Annotated in this window: 13 protein-coding genes and 2 pseudogenes; 10 read left to right on the top strand and 5 right to left on the bottom strand. The window is 72.0% G+C overall.

What is annotated here, in order from left to right:
• Window positions 1-49 precede the first annotated feature (49 nt).
• From DSC45_RS01500 to DSC45_RS01510, 3 genes are read left to right on the top strand one after another with little or no spacing between them, the layout of a single operon-like run.
• Window positions 50-2242 carry an MMPL family transporter gene (locus tag DSC45_RS01500; protein ID WP_119286282.1) on the top strand — a complete coding sequence of 731 codons (2193 nt, stop codon included), beginning with the start codon at window positions 50-52 and terminating at the stop codon, window positions 2240-2242.
• A gap of 5 nt (window positions 2243-2247) precedes the next feature.
• Window positions 2248-3432, top strand: coding sequence for a sensor histidine kinase (locus DSC45_RS01505; RefSeq protein ID WP_119286283.1), 1185 nt, complete (start codon window positions 2248-2250; stop codon window positions 3430-3432).
• A gap of 1 nt (window position 3433) precedes the next feature.
• Window positions 3434-4087 carry a response regulator gene (locus DSC45_RS01510; RefSeq protein WP_119286284.1) on the top strand — a complete coding sequence of 218 codons (654 nt, stop codon included), beginning with the start codon at window positions 3434-3436 and terminating at the stop codon, window positions 4085-4087.
• Window positions 4088-4107: 20 nt separating this feature from the next.
• Here DSC45_RS01510 and DSC45_RS01515 read toward each other — a convergent pair whose 3' ends face one another.
• Window positions 4108-4845 carry a hypothetical protein gene (locus DSC45_RS01515; RefSeq protein ID WP_240434311.1) on the bottom strand — a complete coding sequence of 246 codons (738 nt, stop codon included), beginning with the start codon at window positions 4843-4845 and terminating at the stop codon, window positions 4108-4110.
• A 387-nt stretch (window positions 4846-5232) separates the two neighbouring features.
• Between DSC45_RS01515 and purN the strand changes: the two genes are divergently transcribed.
• Both purN and purH read left to right on the top strand, forming a co-directional pair.
• Complete coding sequence (purN, locus tag DSC45_RS01520) at window positions 5233-5862, top strand: phosphoribosylglycinamide formyltransferase (protein ID WP_119286285.1); 630 nt, start codon at window positions 5233-5235, stop codon at window positions 5860-5862.
• Window positions 5859-7445: a bifunctional phosphoribosylaminoimidazolecarboxamide formyltransferase/IMP cyclohydrolase gene (gene purH / locus DSC45_RS01525; RefSeq protein WP_119286286.1), complete on the top strand. Its 1587-nt coding sequence runs from the start codon at window positions 5859-5861 to the stop codon at window positions 7443-7445. The genes purN and purH overlap by 4 nt, the downstream gene beginning before the upstream one ends.
• 128 nt (window positions 7446-7573) lie before the next feature.
• On the opposite strand, the gene DSC45_RS01530 is transcribed toward purH, so the two are convergent.
• Window positions 7574-8641 (bottom strand): hypothetical protein, encoded by a 1068-nt coding sequence (locus tag DSC45_RS01530; RefSeq protein WP_162929083.1) that lies wholly within the window; start codon window positions 8639-8641, stop codon window positions 7574-7576.
• Between the two features lie 239 nt (window positions 8642-8880).
• Between DSC45_RS01530 and DSC45_RS01535 the strand changes: the two are divergent.
• Window positions 8881-9072, top strand: a pseudogene (locus DSC45_RS01535) (leucine zipper domain-containing protein); the annotation flags it as partial.
• A gap of 198 nt (window positions 9073-9270) precedes the next feature.
• Here DSC45_RS01535 and DSC45_RS01540 read toward each other — a convergent pair.
• The 3 genes and pseudogenes from DSC45_RS01540 to DSC45_RS01550 all read right to left on the bottom strand — a co-directional run.
• Window positions 9271-10140 (bottom strand): annotated as a pseudogene (locus DSC45_RS01540) (protein kinase); the annotation flags it as partial.
• Complete coding sequence (locus DSC45_RS01545; RefSeq protein WP_119286289.1) at window positions 10137-10919, bottom strand: FHA domain-containing protein; 783 nt, start codon at window positions 10917-10919, stop codon at window positions 10137-10139. The gene DSC45_RS01545 and the pseudogene DSC45_RS01540, both read right to left, overlap by 4 nt.
• A gap of 142 nt (window positions 10920-11061) precedes the next feature.
• The gene (locus tag DSC45_RS01550) at window positions 11062-11706 is read right to left on the bottom strand and encodes a hypothetical protein (RefSeq protein ID WP_119286290.1); all 645 of its coding nucleotides are present in this window, start codon (window positions 11704-11706) and stop codon (window positions 11062-11064) included.
• A 260-nt stretch (window positions 11707-11966) separates the two neighbouring features.
• Between DSC45_RS01550 and DSC45_RS01555 the strand changes: the two genes are divergently transcribed.
• From DSC45_RS01555 to DSC45_RS01570, 4 genes are all read left to right on the top strand, one after another.
• Window positions 11967-12827 (top strand): bifunctional methylenetetrahydrofolate dehydrogenase/methenyltetrahydrofolate cyclohydrolase, encoded by an 861-nt coding sequence (locus tag DSC45_RS01555; protein WP_119286291.1) that lies wholly within the window; start codon window positions 11967-11969, stop codon window positions 12825-12827.
• Between the two features lie 35 nt (window positions 12828-12862).
• Window positions 12863-13492, top strand: coding sequence for a DUF3017 domain-containing protein (locus DSC45_RS01560; protein WP_240434312.1), 630 nt, complete (start codon window positions 12863-12865; stop codon window positions 13490-13492).
• 76 nt (window positions 13493-13568) lie between these two features.
• The gene (locus DSC45_RS01565; protein WP_119286292.1) at window positions 13569-14240 is read left to right on the top strand and encodes a maleylpyruvate isomerase N-terminal domain-containing protein; all 672 of its coding nucleotides are present in this window, start codon (window positions 13569-13571) and stop codon (window positions 14238-14240) included.
• A gap of 555 nt (window positions 14241-14795) precedes the next feature.
• Window positions 14796-15818, top strand: a complete 1023-nt coding sequence (locus DSC45_RS01570; RefSeq protein WP_119286293.1) for a helix-turn-helix domain-containing protein — start codon at window positions 14796-14798, stop codon at window positions 15816-15818.
• Window positions 15819-15922: the final 104 nt, after the last annotated feature.

Genomic DNA, 15922 nt, shown 5'->3' on the forward strand with positions numbered 1-15922 from the left:
ACCGGCCGACGCTGTCGGGGGCCGAGGCCCGGCGGCCAGCATCTCGGGTATGACAACAACCTCTGATCGCCTGGCCCGTTGGAGCGCCCGGAACCCGTGGCGGGCGCTCGCCGGCTGGCTCGTGTTCGTCGTGCTCTGCCTGGGGGCCGGCATCGCCGCCGGCAGTCACCAGGCGACCACCGAGGACTACTGGGTGGGCGAGGCCGGCCGGGCGGAGCAGCTGGCGACCGAAGGCGGCCTGCAGCGCAAGCCCGTCGAACACATCACGATCCGCGCCGAGGACGGACCGCTCGACCGGCGCGCGGCCGGGGCAGCGGTTCAGGACGTCACCGACCGCATGTCCCGGCTCCCCGAAGTCGCCCGCGTGGCCGACCCCGTGGCCTCGAAGGACGGCGACACCCTGCGGGTGGCGGTCACCCTGCGCGGCCCGGAACTGGAGGGCAAGGAGCGCGTCCCGGCACTCCTGGCCGAGACCGACGCGATCCGGTCCGCGCACCCGGATCTGGTCATCGAGGAGACGGGTTCCCCGGCCATCAGCAAGGGCGTGAACGATCAACGCGGCGAGGACCTGGCCCTCTCCGAGCGGATCTCGCTGCCGGTCACCCTCGTCACGCTGCTCGTCGTCTTCGGCTCGGTGACGATGGCCGGGGTGCCGCTGCTGCTCGCCCTGACCTCCATCGCGTCGGCGATGGGCCTGAACATGCTGGCCTCGCACCTCATCCCCGACGCCGGCATCGGCACCAATCTGATCCTGCTGATCGGCCTGGCCGTCGGCGTCGACTACACGCTGTTCTATCTCGAGCGGGAACGGGAGGAACGGGCGCGGGCCGGCGGCCGCCTCTCCTGCGAGGCCCTGGTGGACCTGGCCGCCTCGACCGCCGGCCGGGCGATCGTGGTGTCCGGGCTCGCGGTCATCGCCTCCACCGCCACCCTCTACCTGGCCACCGACGTCATCTTCTCCTCGCTCGCCACCGGCACCATCCTGGTCGTGGCGGTCGCCGTGGCGAGTTCCCTGACCGCGTTGCCCGCGCTCCTGGTCATGCTGGGACGGCGCATGGAGCGCCGTACGGCCAAGGGCTCCCGGCGGGGCAGGCCCGCCCGTGCGGAGCGGCCGGAAACCGGGCGGATCTTCACCGCTGTGCTGCGGCTCTCGCGGAACCGGCCCGTGCCGACCCTGTGCGTGGCCGTCCTCGTCATGCTCGCCCTCGCGCTTCCGATGCTCGGCCTGAAGCTCGTCGACCCGGGCCGTGACACCTTCTCCCGTGACATTCCGGCGATGCAGGTCCACGACCGGCTGACCGGGGAGTTCCCCGAACTCCTCGTCAAGCACGAGGTGGTGGCCCGCAGCACACCCGACCAGGCGGACGAGGTCCGCGAGGCACTCGGGGAACTCGGCGAACGGGCCCGCCGGGACCCGCTGTTCGCCGAGAACCCCGAGCCCGTACTGCGTACTTCGCCCGACCGCAGGATCAGCGTCCTCGAACTCGCCGTTCCGCATCCCGCTCCGTCCGGTGCGGCGATCCGGTCGCTCGACCACCTGCGCCAGGACCATCTGCCCGCCACGGCCGGGCGGCTCGACGGCGTCGAGACCGCGGTCGCCGGCGACGTGGCCCGCAGTCAGGACTATGTGCACCACGAGCAGCAGAAGCTGCCGCTGGTCGTCGGCATGCTGCTCCTGGTGACCTTCGTGGTGACGGTGCTCGCGTTCCGTTCCGTCGTCATCGCTCTGATCGGTGTCCTCCTCAACCTGCTCTCCGCCGCCGCCGCGCTCGGCCTGATGGTCGCGGTCTTCCAGGGAACCTGGGCCGAGGGACTGCTCGACTTCGACTCGATGGGCGCGATCGCCTCCCGGGTTCCGCTCTTCCTCTTCGTGATCCTGTTCGGCCTGTCGATGGACTACCAGGTGTTCGTACTCAGCCGGATCCGCGAGGCGCGACTGCGCGGGCTGTCCTCGCGGGACGCGGTCATCGAGGGCATCGGCCGGTCCGCGAAGGTCGTCACCAGTGCGGCCGTGGTGATGGTCACCGTGTTCGGCGGCTTCGTGGCCCTGCACCTGACCGAGATGAAGCAGATGGGCTTCTGCCTGGCCGTGGCGGTGCTCCTGGACGCCGTGGTGGTCCGGATGCTCATCCTGCCGTCGGTGCTCACACTCCTGGGCGACCGGGCCTGGTGGCCGTCCCGGCGGGCCCGGGCACCGTTGTCCACAGCCCCGGAGAGGGACGCGCTCGGGATCGTAGGCTGAACGACATGTTGCAGCGGCCGCAGCGCGGCGACCCGTTCTGGTTCTGGATGCTCCACGGCTGGGTGGTGCTCTCCTGGACGGTCATCGGCCTGCTCGCACTGATCACCCTGCTCGGGAGCACACCGCCCCCGCAGAAGTACGGATCGCTCGCGCTGCTCGCCGTCCTCGCCACCGCCTACGCCTACGCCCGCCGCCGCCCCGACGCGGAGCGGATCGGCCATGGCTACCTGGCGCTGCTCGTCGTCGTCCTCGGAGCCCTCGCCGGTCTGCGGGACGGTTTCGGGGTCCTGTACGCCCTCGCGCTACCGCAGTTCGTCGTCTTCGCGAGCGGGGTGCGCTCGGCCGTGGTCGGCAGCGGCCTCGGCGCGGTGGCCATCACCGTCGGCGGCCTCAGCAGGGAGGGCTGGACCGATGCCGACATCACGGCGAACACCCTGTCGTCCCTCGCCGTCTGCGGGGTGAGCGTGGCGATCGCCACGCTCACCCCGCGGGCCCTGGAGATCCGCGACGAGCGCGGCCGGCTCCGTACCCGACTCGCCGATACGGAAGCCGAGTTGGCCGAGGCGCAGAAGCGGCAGGGTGCGGCCGAGGAGCGGGAGCGGATGGCCCGGGACATCCACGACACCCTCGCGCAGGGCTTCGCCTCCATCATCGTGCTCGCGGAGGCGGCCCGTTCCGGCCTCGACCGCGATGTCGAACTGAGCGCCCGACAGCTGCAGTCCATCGAGCAGACCGCCCGGGAGAACCTCACCGAGGCCCGCGTCCTGGTCGGTGCCGCGCCGAGCAGCAGCGTGGCCACCGGTTCCGTCGCCGCCACGATCCGCCGCACCCTCGACCGATTCACCGAGGACACCGGCATCACGGTGACGGCCGAACTGCCGGACGTCGACCGGGACTGCGACCGGCCCACCCGGATCGCCCTGCTGCGCTGCACCCAGGAGTCCCTGGCCAACGTCCGCAAGCACGCCGCCGCCGGCACGGTCGGTGTGGTCCTGGCCCGGACGCCGGACGGCGTCGAGCTGGAGATCACCGACGACGGCCGCGGCTTCGACACCGGCTCATCGAGCGGCTTCGGTCTGAACGGGATGCGTGGCCGGGTCGCCGAACTGGGCGGCGCGCTCGACGTCACCAGCTCCCCGGGCGACGGCACACGCGTCCTCGTCGCCATCCCCACGAACGCGCAGGAGTGAGATGGCCCCGAACGACAGACTCCGCATCGTCCTGGCGGACGACCACACCGTCATGCGCGCGGGTCTGGTGGCCCTGCTCTCCGCCGAGCCGTCCATCGAGATCGTCGGCGAGGCCGGCGACGGGCGTGCGGCGCTCTCCCTGGTGGCGGACCTCCGGCCGGACGTGGCTCTGCTCGACCTGCGGATGCCGGTGCTCGACGGCGTGGGCACCACGGAGGCGATCGTCGCCTCCCATCCCGGGACCCGGGTCCTGATCCTCACCACGTACGACACCGACGCCGAGATCGAGCGGGCGGTGGAGGCGGGCGCCACCGGCTATCTGCTGAAGGACGCCACCCGCGAGCGCCTGGTCGAGGCGATCCATGCCGCCTCCCGCGGCGAGACCGTCCTCGCTCCCCGGGTCGCCCAGCGCCTGGTGGCCCGGATGCGCCGGCCGGCCCCGGCCGCGCTGACGACCCGCGAGGAGGAGGTACTGCGCGCGGTGGCCGACGGCCTGTCCAACGCGGAGATCGGGGCGCGCCTGTTCATCGGCGAAGCCACTGTGAAGACCCATCTGCTGCGGATCTTCGCGAAGCTGGACGTGGCGGACCGCACCCGCGCGGTGGTGGTGGCGATGGAGCGGGGACTGCTGCGCCGGGGGACGGACACGCCCTAGGCCTGGCCCGCAGCGGCCGCCTAATCCTCCGGCTCGCCCAGCAACGGCCGCAGCTGCTTGGGCAGGTGCTCCTCGCAGGTCTGCTTCGACGACTGGGTCAGCGCGTCGTTCACGCAGGTGTAGTAGTCGCGGTAGACGAGCTGCGCGGTGAACGTGGCCGCGACGATGGCGAGCGCGAGCCCCGCGGTGACGAGCCCGCTGACCGCGGCCGTCGTCTGCGGCCGGCCCGACGGCTGCGTCCCGGACGCGGCAGGGGTCGGCGCCCCTTCGGACACCTCCGCGACCGTGGCGCCCGCCGCCTCGCCGTCCTTCTTCTTGGCGCGCAGGGCGCTGATGCCCCAGTTCAGGGCGAGGGCGCCGAGCAGCAGGGCGACGTAGGGCCAGTTGAAGAGGGCGAAGAAGAAGGCCCACATGCCGGCGAGCAGCGCGAAGCGGGCGCGACGCTGTGCGGGATCGGTCGGGTCCCAGCGCATACCGCCGCCCTGCCCCGGGCCGCCCTGGCCGTCCGAGCCGCCGTTCTGCCCGGGCCGCTGGCCGAAGCCGCCGAACGAACGCCCGGGCTGATTGCTGCTCCACCGGCCGCGGCCGCCGCCCTCCTGCTCGCCCTCCGGCCGCTCGCCCTCGGGCCGGCGGGGCTGCCACGGCTGGTCGGGCGCACCCTCGGGAGGCGGCGCGAACGGGTTGTCCTCGTCTCCTCGCTTCCCCTCGGAGGTCGGGTCCTGCTCGGAGGACGAGGGTGAGGGCAGTCGGTCCGGCATCGGCTGTGTGTCTTCCCCTGGTTGAGAGCGGCGGTGGCCGTCGGTGCGGGCGGTCGAGGTCGGCGGGTGCTGCGGGGCGCCGAGGGCTTGTGCTGCCGAGGAGTTGGGCCCGGGGTGGCGCATTCTCCCCTGACGCTACCTTCCGGCCGGGGCCCCGTCCCGTGGGGGCCGCCGCGAGTGCCGGTATCGTTGCTGACGGTCGGGCGCTTCGTAGAGTTCCCCGTATCGGGAGACGCGAAGCATTCGTACGACCGCACAAGCGCCGGTGAGTCGAGCCCCTGTGGGAACGGTGGCACGGGTGCGCGTGGTCGGCGGTCCGGCCGGCCGCCAACGACGACAGCGTGCCGCGCACGAGCGACCGCGAACGATCCATGAAAGGGCCCTGCCGTGGCCTCCCCTCCAGTGCCGAAACGCCTCGTCGTCCTAGTCTCGGGATCGGGCACGAACCTGCAGGCCCTCCTGGACCACATCGCGCGCGAAGGCGTCGGACAGTACGGCGCCGAGATCGTCGCCGTCGGCGCGGACCGGGACGGGATCGAGGGTCTCGAGCGGGCCGAGCAGGCCGGCATCCCCACCTTCGTCCAGCGGGTGAAGGACTATCCGACGCGTGCGGCGTGGGACCTGGCCCTCACCGAGGCGACCGCGGCGTACGAGCCGGACCTGGTCGTGTCGGCCGGGTTCATGAAGATCGTCGGCAAGGAGTTCCTCGCCGTCCACGGCGGGCGGTTCGTGAACACGCATCCCGCCCTGCTGCCGAGTTTTCCCGGTGCCCACGGCGTACGCGAAGCGCTCGCGTACGGCGCGAAGATCACCGGGTGCACCGTCCATTTCGTCGACGACGGGGTGGACACCGGGCCGATCATCGCGCAGGGCGTGGTGGAGATCCGGGATCAGGACGACGAAGCCGCTCTCCACGAGCGCATCAAGGAAGTCGAGCGAAGGCTGCTCGTCGAGGTCGTGGGGCGTCTGGCCCGGCACGGCTACCGCATTGAGGGACGAAAGGTGTCAATCCCGTGACCGCCGAAGGTACGACCGCCGCACAGGCCACCACGCAGAACAAGCTTCCGATCCGCCGGGCCCTGGTCAGCGTCTACGACAAGACCGGCCTCGAGGACCTGGCCCGCGGGCTGCACGAGGCGGGCGTCGAGCTCGTCTCGACCGGTTCGACCGCATCGAAGATCGCCGCGGCCGGGGTGCCGGTCACCGGAGTCGAGGAGCTCACCGGCTTCCCCGAGTGCCTGGACGGCCGGGTCAAGACGCTGCACCCGCGCGTGCACGCCGGCATCCTCGCCGACCGCCGCCTCGAGACCCACCGCTCGCAGCTCGCCGAGCTCGGTGTGGAGCCCTTCGACCTGGTCGTGGTGAACCTCTACCCCTTCCAGGAGACCGTCGACTCGGGCGCGTCCGACGACGCGTGCGTCGAGCAGATCGACATCGGCGGCCCGTCGATGGTCCGCGCCGCCGCCAAGAACCACCCGTCGGTCTCGGTCGTCACCAGCCCCGAGCGGTACGCGGACGTCCTCGCGGCCGTGCGCGACGGCGGCTTCGACCTGACCGCCCGCAAGGGCCTGGCCGCGGAGGCGTTCCGGCACACCGCCGAGTACGACGTGGCCGTCGCCTCCTGGTTCGCCGCCGACTACGCCGGCGAGGGCGAGACGTTCCCGTCGTTCCTCGGCGTCGTCTACGAGCGCAAGAACGTGCTGCGCTACGGCGAGAACCCGCACCAGCCCGCGGCGCTCTACACCGGCGGCTGCGGCGGCCTGGCCAACGCCGAGCAGCTGCACGGCAAGGAGATGTCGTACAACAACTACACCGACACGGACGCCGCGCGCCGTGCCGCGTACGACCAGTCCGAGCCCTGTGTGGCGATCATCAAGCACGCCAACCCCTGCGGTATCGCGGTCGGTTCGGACGTGGCCGAGGCACACCGCAAGGCGCACGCCTGCGACCCGCTGTCCGCGTACGGCGGCGTGATCGCGGTGAACCGCCCGGTGTCGAAGGAGATGGCCGAGCAGGTCGCCGAGATCTTCACCGAGGTCGTCGTCGCTCCGGACTTCGAGGACGGCGCCGTCGAGGCCCTCGCCCGCAAGAAGAACATCCGCGTCCTGCGCTGCCCCGAGGCGCCGTCCGCGCCCGCCGAGTTCAAGCCGATCGACGGCGGCGGGCTCGCCCAGGTCTCGGACGTCTTCCAGGCCGAGGGCGACGACCCGGCCAACTGGACGCTCGCCACGGGTGAGCCGCTCTCCGGTGCGGACCTCGCCTCGCTTGCGTTCGCCTGGAAGGCCTGCCGTGCGGTGAAGTCGAACGCCATCCTGCTCGCCAAGGACGGCGCCTCGGTCGGCGTCGGCATGGGCCAGGTCAACCGCGTGGACTCGGCGAAGCTGGCTGTGGAGCGCGCGGGAGCGGAGCGCGCCGAGGGCTCGTTCGCGGCGTCCGACGCGTTCTTCCCGTTCCCCGACGGTCTGGAGATCCTGACCGCGGCCGGGGTCAAGGCCGTGGTGCAGCCGGGCGGTTCGGTCCGCGACGAGCAGGTCGTGGAGGCGGCGAAGAAGGCCGGAGTGACGATGTACCTCACCGGCACGCGGCACTTCTTCCACTGATCGGCGGGTAAGTCGGCCGGCTGGTGGGCGAGTTGGCCGACTCGCCGATGGATGGGCCGAGTCGGCCCGGCTGCGGATCCGGAGCGCTCCACCCGTACCGGTGGGGCGCTCCGGTGCGTTCCGGGTCGTCAGTCGCGGCTCGCCCGTGCGTCCCGTCCGGTGGGTACGCCCTGTCCGCCTCCGTCGTTGACCGCGCGAGCCCGGTCGAGGGCCGCGAGCTGCAGCCGGGTGCGGGTCTTGAGGGTGTCCTGGTACGGCAGCCGGGACTGTTCGAGGGCCTGCCGCTCGAGTCCGGCGACCGTGCGGGCGAGGCCGGAACTGCGGGCGCAGCGGGCCTCGGCGATGGCGAGGCGGGTCTCGTCCGCGCGGGACGCGGCGCCGGATTCCAGTGAATCCCGGGCCTGCCGCGGGGTGTTGAAGGCATAGCCCGCGTCCTCGCGCATGCAGACGGACCAGGCGCGCACATCCCGCCGATAGGCGGCGGAGTCGGTCACCGCCTTCGAGGTGTCCGGCAGATGCTCGAGTACGGCGGTGACACGGGTCCACGCCGCGACATCTCCGTAGAGCCCTCCCCGAGCGGCGGCGCGGCAGCCAGTGGTGCGGCGGACCACCCTGTCCCCGTTCGGGGCGGTGACCGTGACGGTGCGGTCGCGGTCGCCGTTCAGGGCGCGGTCGTAGGCCCGTTCGCGGGTGGAGGGCAGGGCGTCGGCGTAACGGGTGTTCGGATTGTCGTCGCGGGACGCCGACCGCCTGCGCTCCAGATCGCGGCCGTAGCCGTGCGCCTCGGCCCAGTTCACGTCGTCGAGTACGTGGGGGAACTTCCTCAGTTCGGCGGCCGAGGGTGCCGGCGGTGCCCAGTAGGCGAATCCGGCGCGGCGCATGCAGCGTCCGACGAGTGTCTGTTCCGCCCGGCCGATCTCACGCAGCTCCGCCGCAGACAGTTTCCGGCCGCCGCGGCAGTCGGCCGCGGCCTGTTGATAGCGGGCGCGGCCGTCGCGGGTCAGCCCGGCCACGTATCCGGGTGCGGCCGGATTGGGATGGCCGTACCGCTCCATGCAGGACTCCGCCGCCACCGTCCGCCGCGAGCCCTCCGCCCGCTCCCCGGACCCGTCCGCGCCGCCTCCGGTGCAGGCCGTGGCGCCGCCCACCAGGACCGCCCCGAGAAGCAGGCAGACCCAAGCCCGTGATCGCCGCATGGTGGTACGCCCCCCACGTGATGCCCGTACCGTCCCCCACGGCGGTACGGGCATCAGTGTCGGGGCGAACACGCCGCCGCGGAACCTCAGTTGTCCTAGGGCACGTCCGGAAGATCCTGGACGGGGGCCTAGGTGTGCTGTCCCGGGACGTTGGTGACAGCGGGGTGGTCTTGCATGGGTGAGGGCCTTCTGGGTTCGGTGTGGATTGCGACATCTACGCCGAGCCTCAGGAGGCCCTCGTGGTCCACCGTAATGCCCCGCTGACGCCGACCGGGAGACTGCGTCTGGCCCGTCGTGTGGTGGAGGACGGCTGGCCGCTGCGCCGAGCTGCGGAACGGTTCCAGGTCAGCCACACCACTGCGGCCCGCTGGGCCGGGCGCTACCAGCACTTGGGCGAGGCCGGGATGGGTGACCGGTCCAGCCGCCAGCACCGCCCGAAAGCCCGAGTACGTCCAGTACGAGGACTTCCGGCCGGCGCACCGAGAGCACGCACCGGACACCGCGAGCACCGCACACGACTTTCCCGACACGCCGCCCTAGGGGACGCAGCCGACTCGTACCCGCCGGATGCCGGGCGGGCGCCATGCGCGGGGCAGCCGACGTGACCACCGAGGGCGGCGTCCGGTGTCCGTCATCCGGGCCAGCAGTGCGGCCGGCTCGTGAACCGCACGCTCCTCGTGCGTACGGGTCAGACAGTCCGCGACGATCCCCCGCCAGGGGTGCGGCAGTTGGGGCGAGAGCCGCAGCTCCTCGGTGCCGCGGGCGTAGCGCAGCGCCGCGTCCCGACGGGCCGTCGCCGTACCGCCCGGCAGCGGCAGGGAGCCGGTGAGCACGAGATGGGCGAGCACCCCGAACGCCCAGATGTCCGCGGTCGGCCGGATCTGTACCCCGCGTTCGCCCACCTCGGGCCAGTGCAGTTCGGGCGGTGTGTAGTCCGGGGTGGAGAAGGCGGGGGTGTACGCGTGCGCGCCCTCCAGCTCCGCCGCCATGTTGAAGTCCGCCAGACGGGCCGAACCGTCGTCCATCAACAGGACGTTGGCCGGTTTGAGATCGCTGTGCACCCAGCCCGCCGTATGCAGCTGCAGCAGCCCCTCGCAGACCTGGCGCAACAACTCCGGCCCGTCCGGCGGGCGCTGCCTCTCGGCGAGCTGTGCCTCGAGCGAGCAGGCCGCCTCCTCGAGTACGAGGACCGTGGCGCCGTCCAGGGCGGGCCGCCCCGGATCGTCGACGGTCAGCGTCTCGTACATCCGGATCAGCCGCGGCGCGCGGACCCGGCTGAGCAACTCGACCTCTCGCGCGGCGAGTTCCCGCAGGTGGACACGGCCACCGCCGGTGGCGAGGAACTTCAGGGCGGCCCTGGTGCCCGGCGCACCGGCCCCGGGGACCGGACGCGCCGCGTACACGCTGCCGAACGCCCCCAGGGCCAGCGGCGCGCGCACCTCCCAGCCGCCGACCCGGTAGCCCCGCGGCACCGTGACGGCGTAGGGCGGCGCGCTCACCGCATGGCCTCGCTGTGCCGTGGCTGTGCGGTGAGCACCACGAGGTCGTCCTCGCACACGAGGTCGAAGCGCAGCGCGAGCGAGACGAGCGACTCCTTCTTGCCGTTGAGCCGCGGCCCCGAATCGCACTGTTCGGGCGCCGGCTTGAGGCGGAGCTTCACCGCCAGATAGTCGATGTTCCACTGCACGGCCGCCCGGCTCGCCGCCGGCCAGCCGGGCGCGAGGCGCTCGACGACCTGCTCGACGGTGGGCGGCGGCGCATGCGGCTCACCGCGCAGCCGCGGCTCGCACAGCGCGGCGAGCACCGCGAAGTACCGCTTGGTGCGGTCGAGCGCGAACGCCGGTGCGGTGGCGGTCCCTTCGGGCCCGCACTCGGCCCCGCTGAGATAGTCGTGCCGTGGCGCCCAGACCTGGAAGTCGAGCAGTTCACCCGCGGCGGGCATGACCACCCGGGAGAACTCGAACGGCACGGGAGCGTCCAGCCGCCCCGGACCGACCTTGATGTGCTCGCCGGCCCCCTCCGGGTTCTCCACCACATAGGTCTGGCTGCGGCTGAGGTTGCTCAGTATCCAGAACGCCCCGTGCGCGGCGATCTGCCCCGCCGCACGGGACACTCCGTCGTGCCGGATGGTGAGATGCCGACTGCGTTCCCCCGCGCGGTGCTCTGCTGCGCCGCGTTCCCCCGGGGTGCGTCCGAAGGCGAGTACGTCGCCGGGCGCGAGACGGACCTGGTCGTCCGGTCCGGTGCAGTTCGGTGGTACCACGATGATGCTGTGCATAGTCGTCCCCCAATCGACCTGACGTGGGCCAGAGTAGGGGGAAATGCCAGGGCCGTACCCCTCTTGACCCAAGAGTGGTACGGCCCTGTGGCGTGTTTCGGCGCAGGCCGAAATACCCGCTGCCGGTATGAATCCCGTCGCGTCAGTAGCGGGGGCGGGAGAACCAGGCTCCGCCGGACGAGACCGCCGGCGCCAGGGTGATGATCACGGCGAACACCAGCCACAGGATCGGGAAGATGATCCCGCTGGCGCTACCCACGTCCAGGGCACTGACCAGGCTGAGCAGGCCGAACAGAGTGCCGATCGCGCCGTAGACGATCGTGGTGACCCGGATGCCCTGGCCGCCGTTGCTGAACTTCACGCCCAGCAGGATCGACAGGGTCGCGAGGCCGGCGAAGACCAGCGCGAAGATGATGGCCACGCCCGACGCGAAGTCGGCACCGTCACTGAGCCCGGGGACGTCGAGGTCGTCGGAGCTGCTGGAGATGTCGCTGGCGAAGGCGGCGAGGTACGCCATGCCGAGGGCGCCGATGATCTGGACGGCCGAGATCAGGAAGAGGAAGACCCTCGCCGTCATCAAAAGCCCCGGCATCGACTGCTGCATCATGTTGCCGCCGGGACCGCCCGGGTAGCCCGGGTATCCGGGGTAGCCCTGCTGCTGCGGCGGGTAGCCGTAGGGCTGGCCCTGGGGCGGGGGCGCCTGCTGCGGGTAGCCGTAGCCGGGCTGGCCGCCGGGGGGCTGCTGGGGAGGCTGCCCGTAGGGGTTGTTCGGGTCGCCGTAACTCATGGCGGTGTTCCTCCGTCGGGATCGTGCGGGGACGCGCGGTACGCACGGAGGAGGAGGGTTGGCGTTCAGCGGTCCGTCCCCCCGGCACTGCCCGCGACACTGTGCGACTCATCGTTCTAAAGGGGCGACACCTTTGTCCAGCCGCATTCGACATGAGTTGTGCAAGTGCAACATCGTCGATCACGGTTTCGGCCTTCGGCCGGAGCCCGGGTGTCGACCTAATTGGAGCATCGGAGGGGTCTTCCGCGAAGATGGGGGTCATGAGCGCCCAGATTCTCGATGGCAAGGCGACCGCGGCCGCGATCAAGGCCGATCTCGCAGAGCGTGTGACCGCACTCAAGGCGCGGGGATTCACGCCAGGACTCGGCACCGTGCTGGTCGGTGAGGACCCCGGCAGCCAGAAGTACGTGGCCGGCAAGCACCGCGACTGCGCCCAGGTCGGCATCGCCTCCATCCAGCGCGAACTGCCGGCGACGGCCACGCAGGACGAGATCGAGGCGGTCGTACGGGAGCTGAACGACGACCCGGACTGCACCGGCTACATCGTCCAGTTGCCGCTGCCCAAGGGCATCGACGAGAACCGGATCCTCGAGCTGATGGACCCGGACAAGGACGCGGACGGCCTGCACCCGATGAACCTCGGCCGCCTCGTGCTCAACGAGCCGGCCCCGCTGCCCTGCACCCCGTACGGCGTGATCCAGCTCCTGCGCCGGTTCGGTGTCGAGATCAACGGCGCGCACGTGGTGGTCGTCGGACGCGGTGTCACCATCGGCCGCTCGCTGCCGCTGCTGCTCACCCGTAAGTCGGAGAACGCCACGGTGACGCAGTGCCACACCGGCACCCGTGACCTGTCCGCGCAGCTCAGGCAGGCGGACATCGTCGTCGCCGCCGCCGGGTCCCCGCACCTGATCAAGCCCGAGGACATCCGGCCCGGCGCGGCCGTGCTCGACGTCGGCGTCAGCCGCGACGAGAACGGCAAGATCGTCGGCGATGTGCACCCCGGCGTCGCCGAGGTCGCGGGCTGGCTCTCGCCGAACCCGGGCGGTGTCGGTCCGATGACCCGCGCCCAGCTCCTGTTCAACGTGGTCGAGGCGGCCGAACGCGCGGCGGGCAAGGCCTGAACGCGCGTACCGGCACGGTCGGTGGAGGCGGAGCGGTGACGAGCGCGGAGCGGGACGGAGGCGGTACGGAGATGGACGCGGAGCAGCGGGACGCCCGAGGGCCGGACCCGGAAGGGGCCGAGGCACGGGCGGAACGGGAAGCTGCCGGGTCCGAGTCCGGGGGCGCCACGGCCGCGTCGGCCGCCGAGGCCGGTGAAGCAGGTGGAGCCACCGCGACCGACGCGGGGGAGGGGACCGTCGGGGTCGTCAGTGCCCCCGGTCCCGCGGGACCGCGCCGCAAGAGCCGGCGTTTCCCGCGTATCACCCGTGACACGGCGCGCCCCGAGGGCGGTGGGCGTGCGGCGTCGGGCGACGCGCCCGCCCCGGCACGTCAGTGGCCGATGATCACGGTCCTCGGCCTCGCCGGACTCGGACTGCTGCTCACCGCCACCGGACTCTTCCGGGTCGGCACGATCCTGATCGGTGTCGCGCTCCTCACCGGGGCGGTCATGCGGCGGGTGCTGCCGTCGGTCGGCATGCTCGCGGTCCGCTCACGGTTCACGGACATGGTGACGTACGGGGTGATGGGCGCGGCGATCACGCTGCTGGCGCTGATGGCGCAGCCCAATGCGACGCTGCAGATCCCCTTCCTCGACGACATCCTGCACTTCACCATCAGCAGCTGACCGCGGGCGGGCTTGTCGGCCGGCATGTCCGGGTCTGCGGTTGTCCGGGTTTCCGTGGCGGCACTAGGTTGCCGCCGTGGACCTCTTCGAACGCTCCTGGGGTGCCCTGCGCGCCGCCGTCGCCGAACTCCCCGACTCCGACTTCGAGCTGGCCTCCGGCTGCGCCGGCTGGCTCGTCCGCGATCTCGTCTGCCATCTGGTGATCGACGCGCAGGACGTCCTGATCACGCTCGCCACGCCCGCCGACACCGCCCCGACCGTCGACGCGGTCACCTACTGGAAGGTCTCGGACCAGCCGCCGGCCGGCGACGACCCGCTGGACGCCCTGATCGTCCGCCTCGCCGCGGCGTACCAGGAGCCGCATCTGCTCAAGTTCCATCTGGACGACGTGGGTTCGGCGGCCGGCCGTGCCGCGGGCCTGGCCGATCCCGGCGCCCGGGTCGGCACCCAGGACGAGGTGCTCACCGTCGGCGACTATCTCGACGCGTACGTCCTGGAGTGGACGCTGCACCATCTGGACCTGGTCGCGTATCTCCCGGATCCGCGCCCGGCGGGAGTCGGTGCGCCGCCCGCCGAGGGCCTGGCCAGGTCGAGGGCGATGCTCGAGGAGATCGCCGCGGCCGCGTTCCCCGACTCCTTCAGTGATACGCAGGCGCTCCTCGTCGGGACCGGCCGGCGGGCGCCGACTCCGGCCGAGCGGGCCGCACTCGGTGACCTGGCCGGGAGGCTGCCGTTCGTCATCGGCTGAGGCGGGGTGCTTGTCGCCGCTTCTCGTCCCCGGCCGAGGGAACGCGCGTAGACGGACGGTGACCGTCCCCTCCCCCGAGGAAGGACGGGCACCGTCCGTTGCGCCGCGGGCCGCCGGGGCGTCCCGCTCGTGCTCCACACTCGCGGTTCGGATCACGGCGGTTCAAGGGCGGTCGTTCCGTTGTGGCGCGGAGGTGACCATTCCGCCATCGAGTCCCGTCCTTGCAACGAGGGCGCGAACATTCCGGGAGGCGAGGTCACGGGCGCTTTCGCCTCGTCGGGGTCCGATCGGGCCGGACTCGGGAGCCGAATGGGGTTCCGTACCGCCAACCCGTATGACAATGGGACACTGATACACGGACCGCACGGCGCGCGACGGAGCGCGCCGGTGATCCGAATGCTGCTGTGCACCCCCTGAACGGGAACTGAGATCCTTGGTCCACGCATCCCTGTGGGTAGTCGTGGGAGGTACCTCCGGCCCGCGCGACGGGGCCGGGGGCACAGGGCATCACGCGCGGGGGTCGTCAGGCACGCACGGGGGGACAAGGGGGAAGGAATGCCTCGCTGGAAGGCACTACCGGAGGAACTCGATCCGCAGGTACGCGAGTTCGCGAGTCAGCTGCGGCGGCTCGTGGACCGCAGTGGCCTGAGTATCGCGGCGGTGTCGGACCGCACCGGGTACAGCAAGACGTCGTGGGAGCGGTATCTGAACGGCCGCCTGCTGGCCCCGAAGGGCGCCATCGTGGCGCTCGCCGAGGTCACGGGCACCAATCCGCTGCACCTCACGACGATGTGGGAGCTCGCGGAGCGCGCGTGGAGCCGCTCCGAGATGCGCCACGACATGACCATGGAGGCCATCCGCATCTCGCAGGCGCGCGCGGCGCTCGGTGAGCTGGGGATGACGCCGGCCAAGGGCACGCGCAGGCCGGCCGCTGCCGGGGCTCCCGGGCCTCGGGCCGGGGCGGGGTCTGCCGGTGCGGGTGCGCAGGGCGGCGGTCGGGGGGCCGTTGCGGCGCCGCCCGGGCCCGCGGGGCAGCCGCCCGGTCCGCCGCGGCCGGCGGACGGGCCGCCTGTGCAGGGCAAGCGGCCACGGCGCAAGCTGACGATGTTCCTCGCGGGCGTGGTCGGCGCGGTGGTCGTGATCGCGGCGGCGTTCTTCCTCACGGACATCGGCGGCGGCGGTGACGACCAGGCGGCCCAGGCGCCGACGCCTTCGCCGACGACGAACGAGGCGGACCTGCCCGTCGGCGTCGAGTGCAGCGGCGACGACTGCACGGGCGAGGACCCCGAGGCGATGGGCTGCAGCGGCGAGTACGCGAAAACCACGAACGAGGTCACGGTCGGCACGGCCCTCGTCGAGGTCCGCTACAGCAAGACGTGCGGTGCGGCGTGGGCACGTATCAAGCAGGCCGCGGTCGGTGACGAGGTCGCGATCGCGCCGGCCGGTGCGAAGGGCGACGAGCAGAGCGCGACGGTCAAGGACGGGGACGTCTACACACCGATGGTGGCGGTCTCGAAGGCGTCCGCGGCGAAGGCGTGCGCGACGCTGAAGATCGGCACGGAGGGCTGCACGTCCTGACTTCCCAGTCGGGGCACGGGTCTTCTGTCCTCAACCGCCGGACGGGCTTCCCCTGTCCTCAATCGCCGGACGGGCTTTCCCCTGTCCTCAATCGCCGGACGGGC

The sequence above is a fragment of the Streptomyces sp. YIM 130001 genome (assembly GCF_003574445.1).
Taxonomy (GTDB): Bacteria; Actinomycetota; Actinomycetes; order Streptomycetales; family Streptomycetaceae; genus Streptomyces.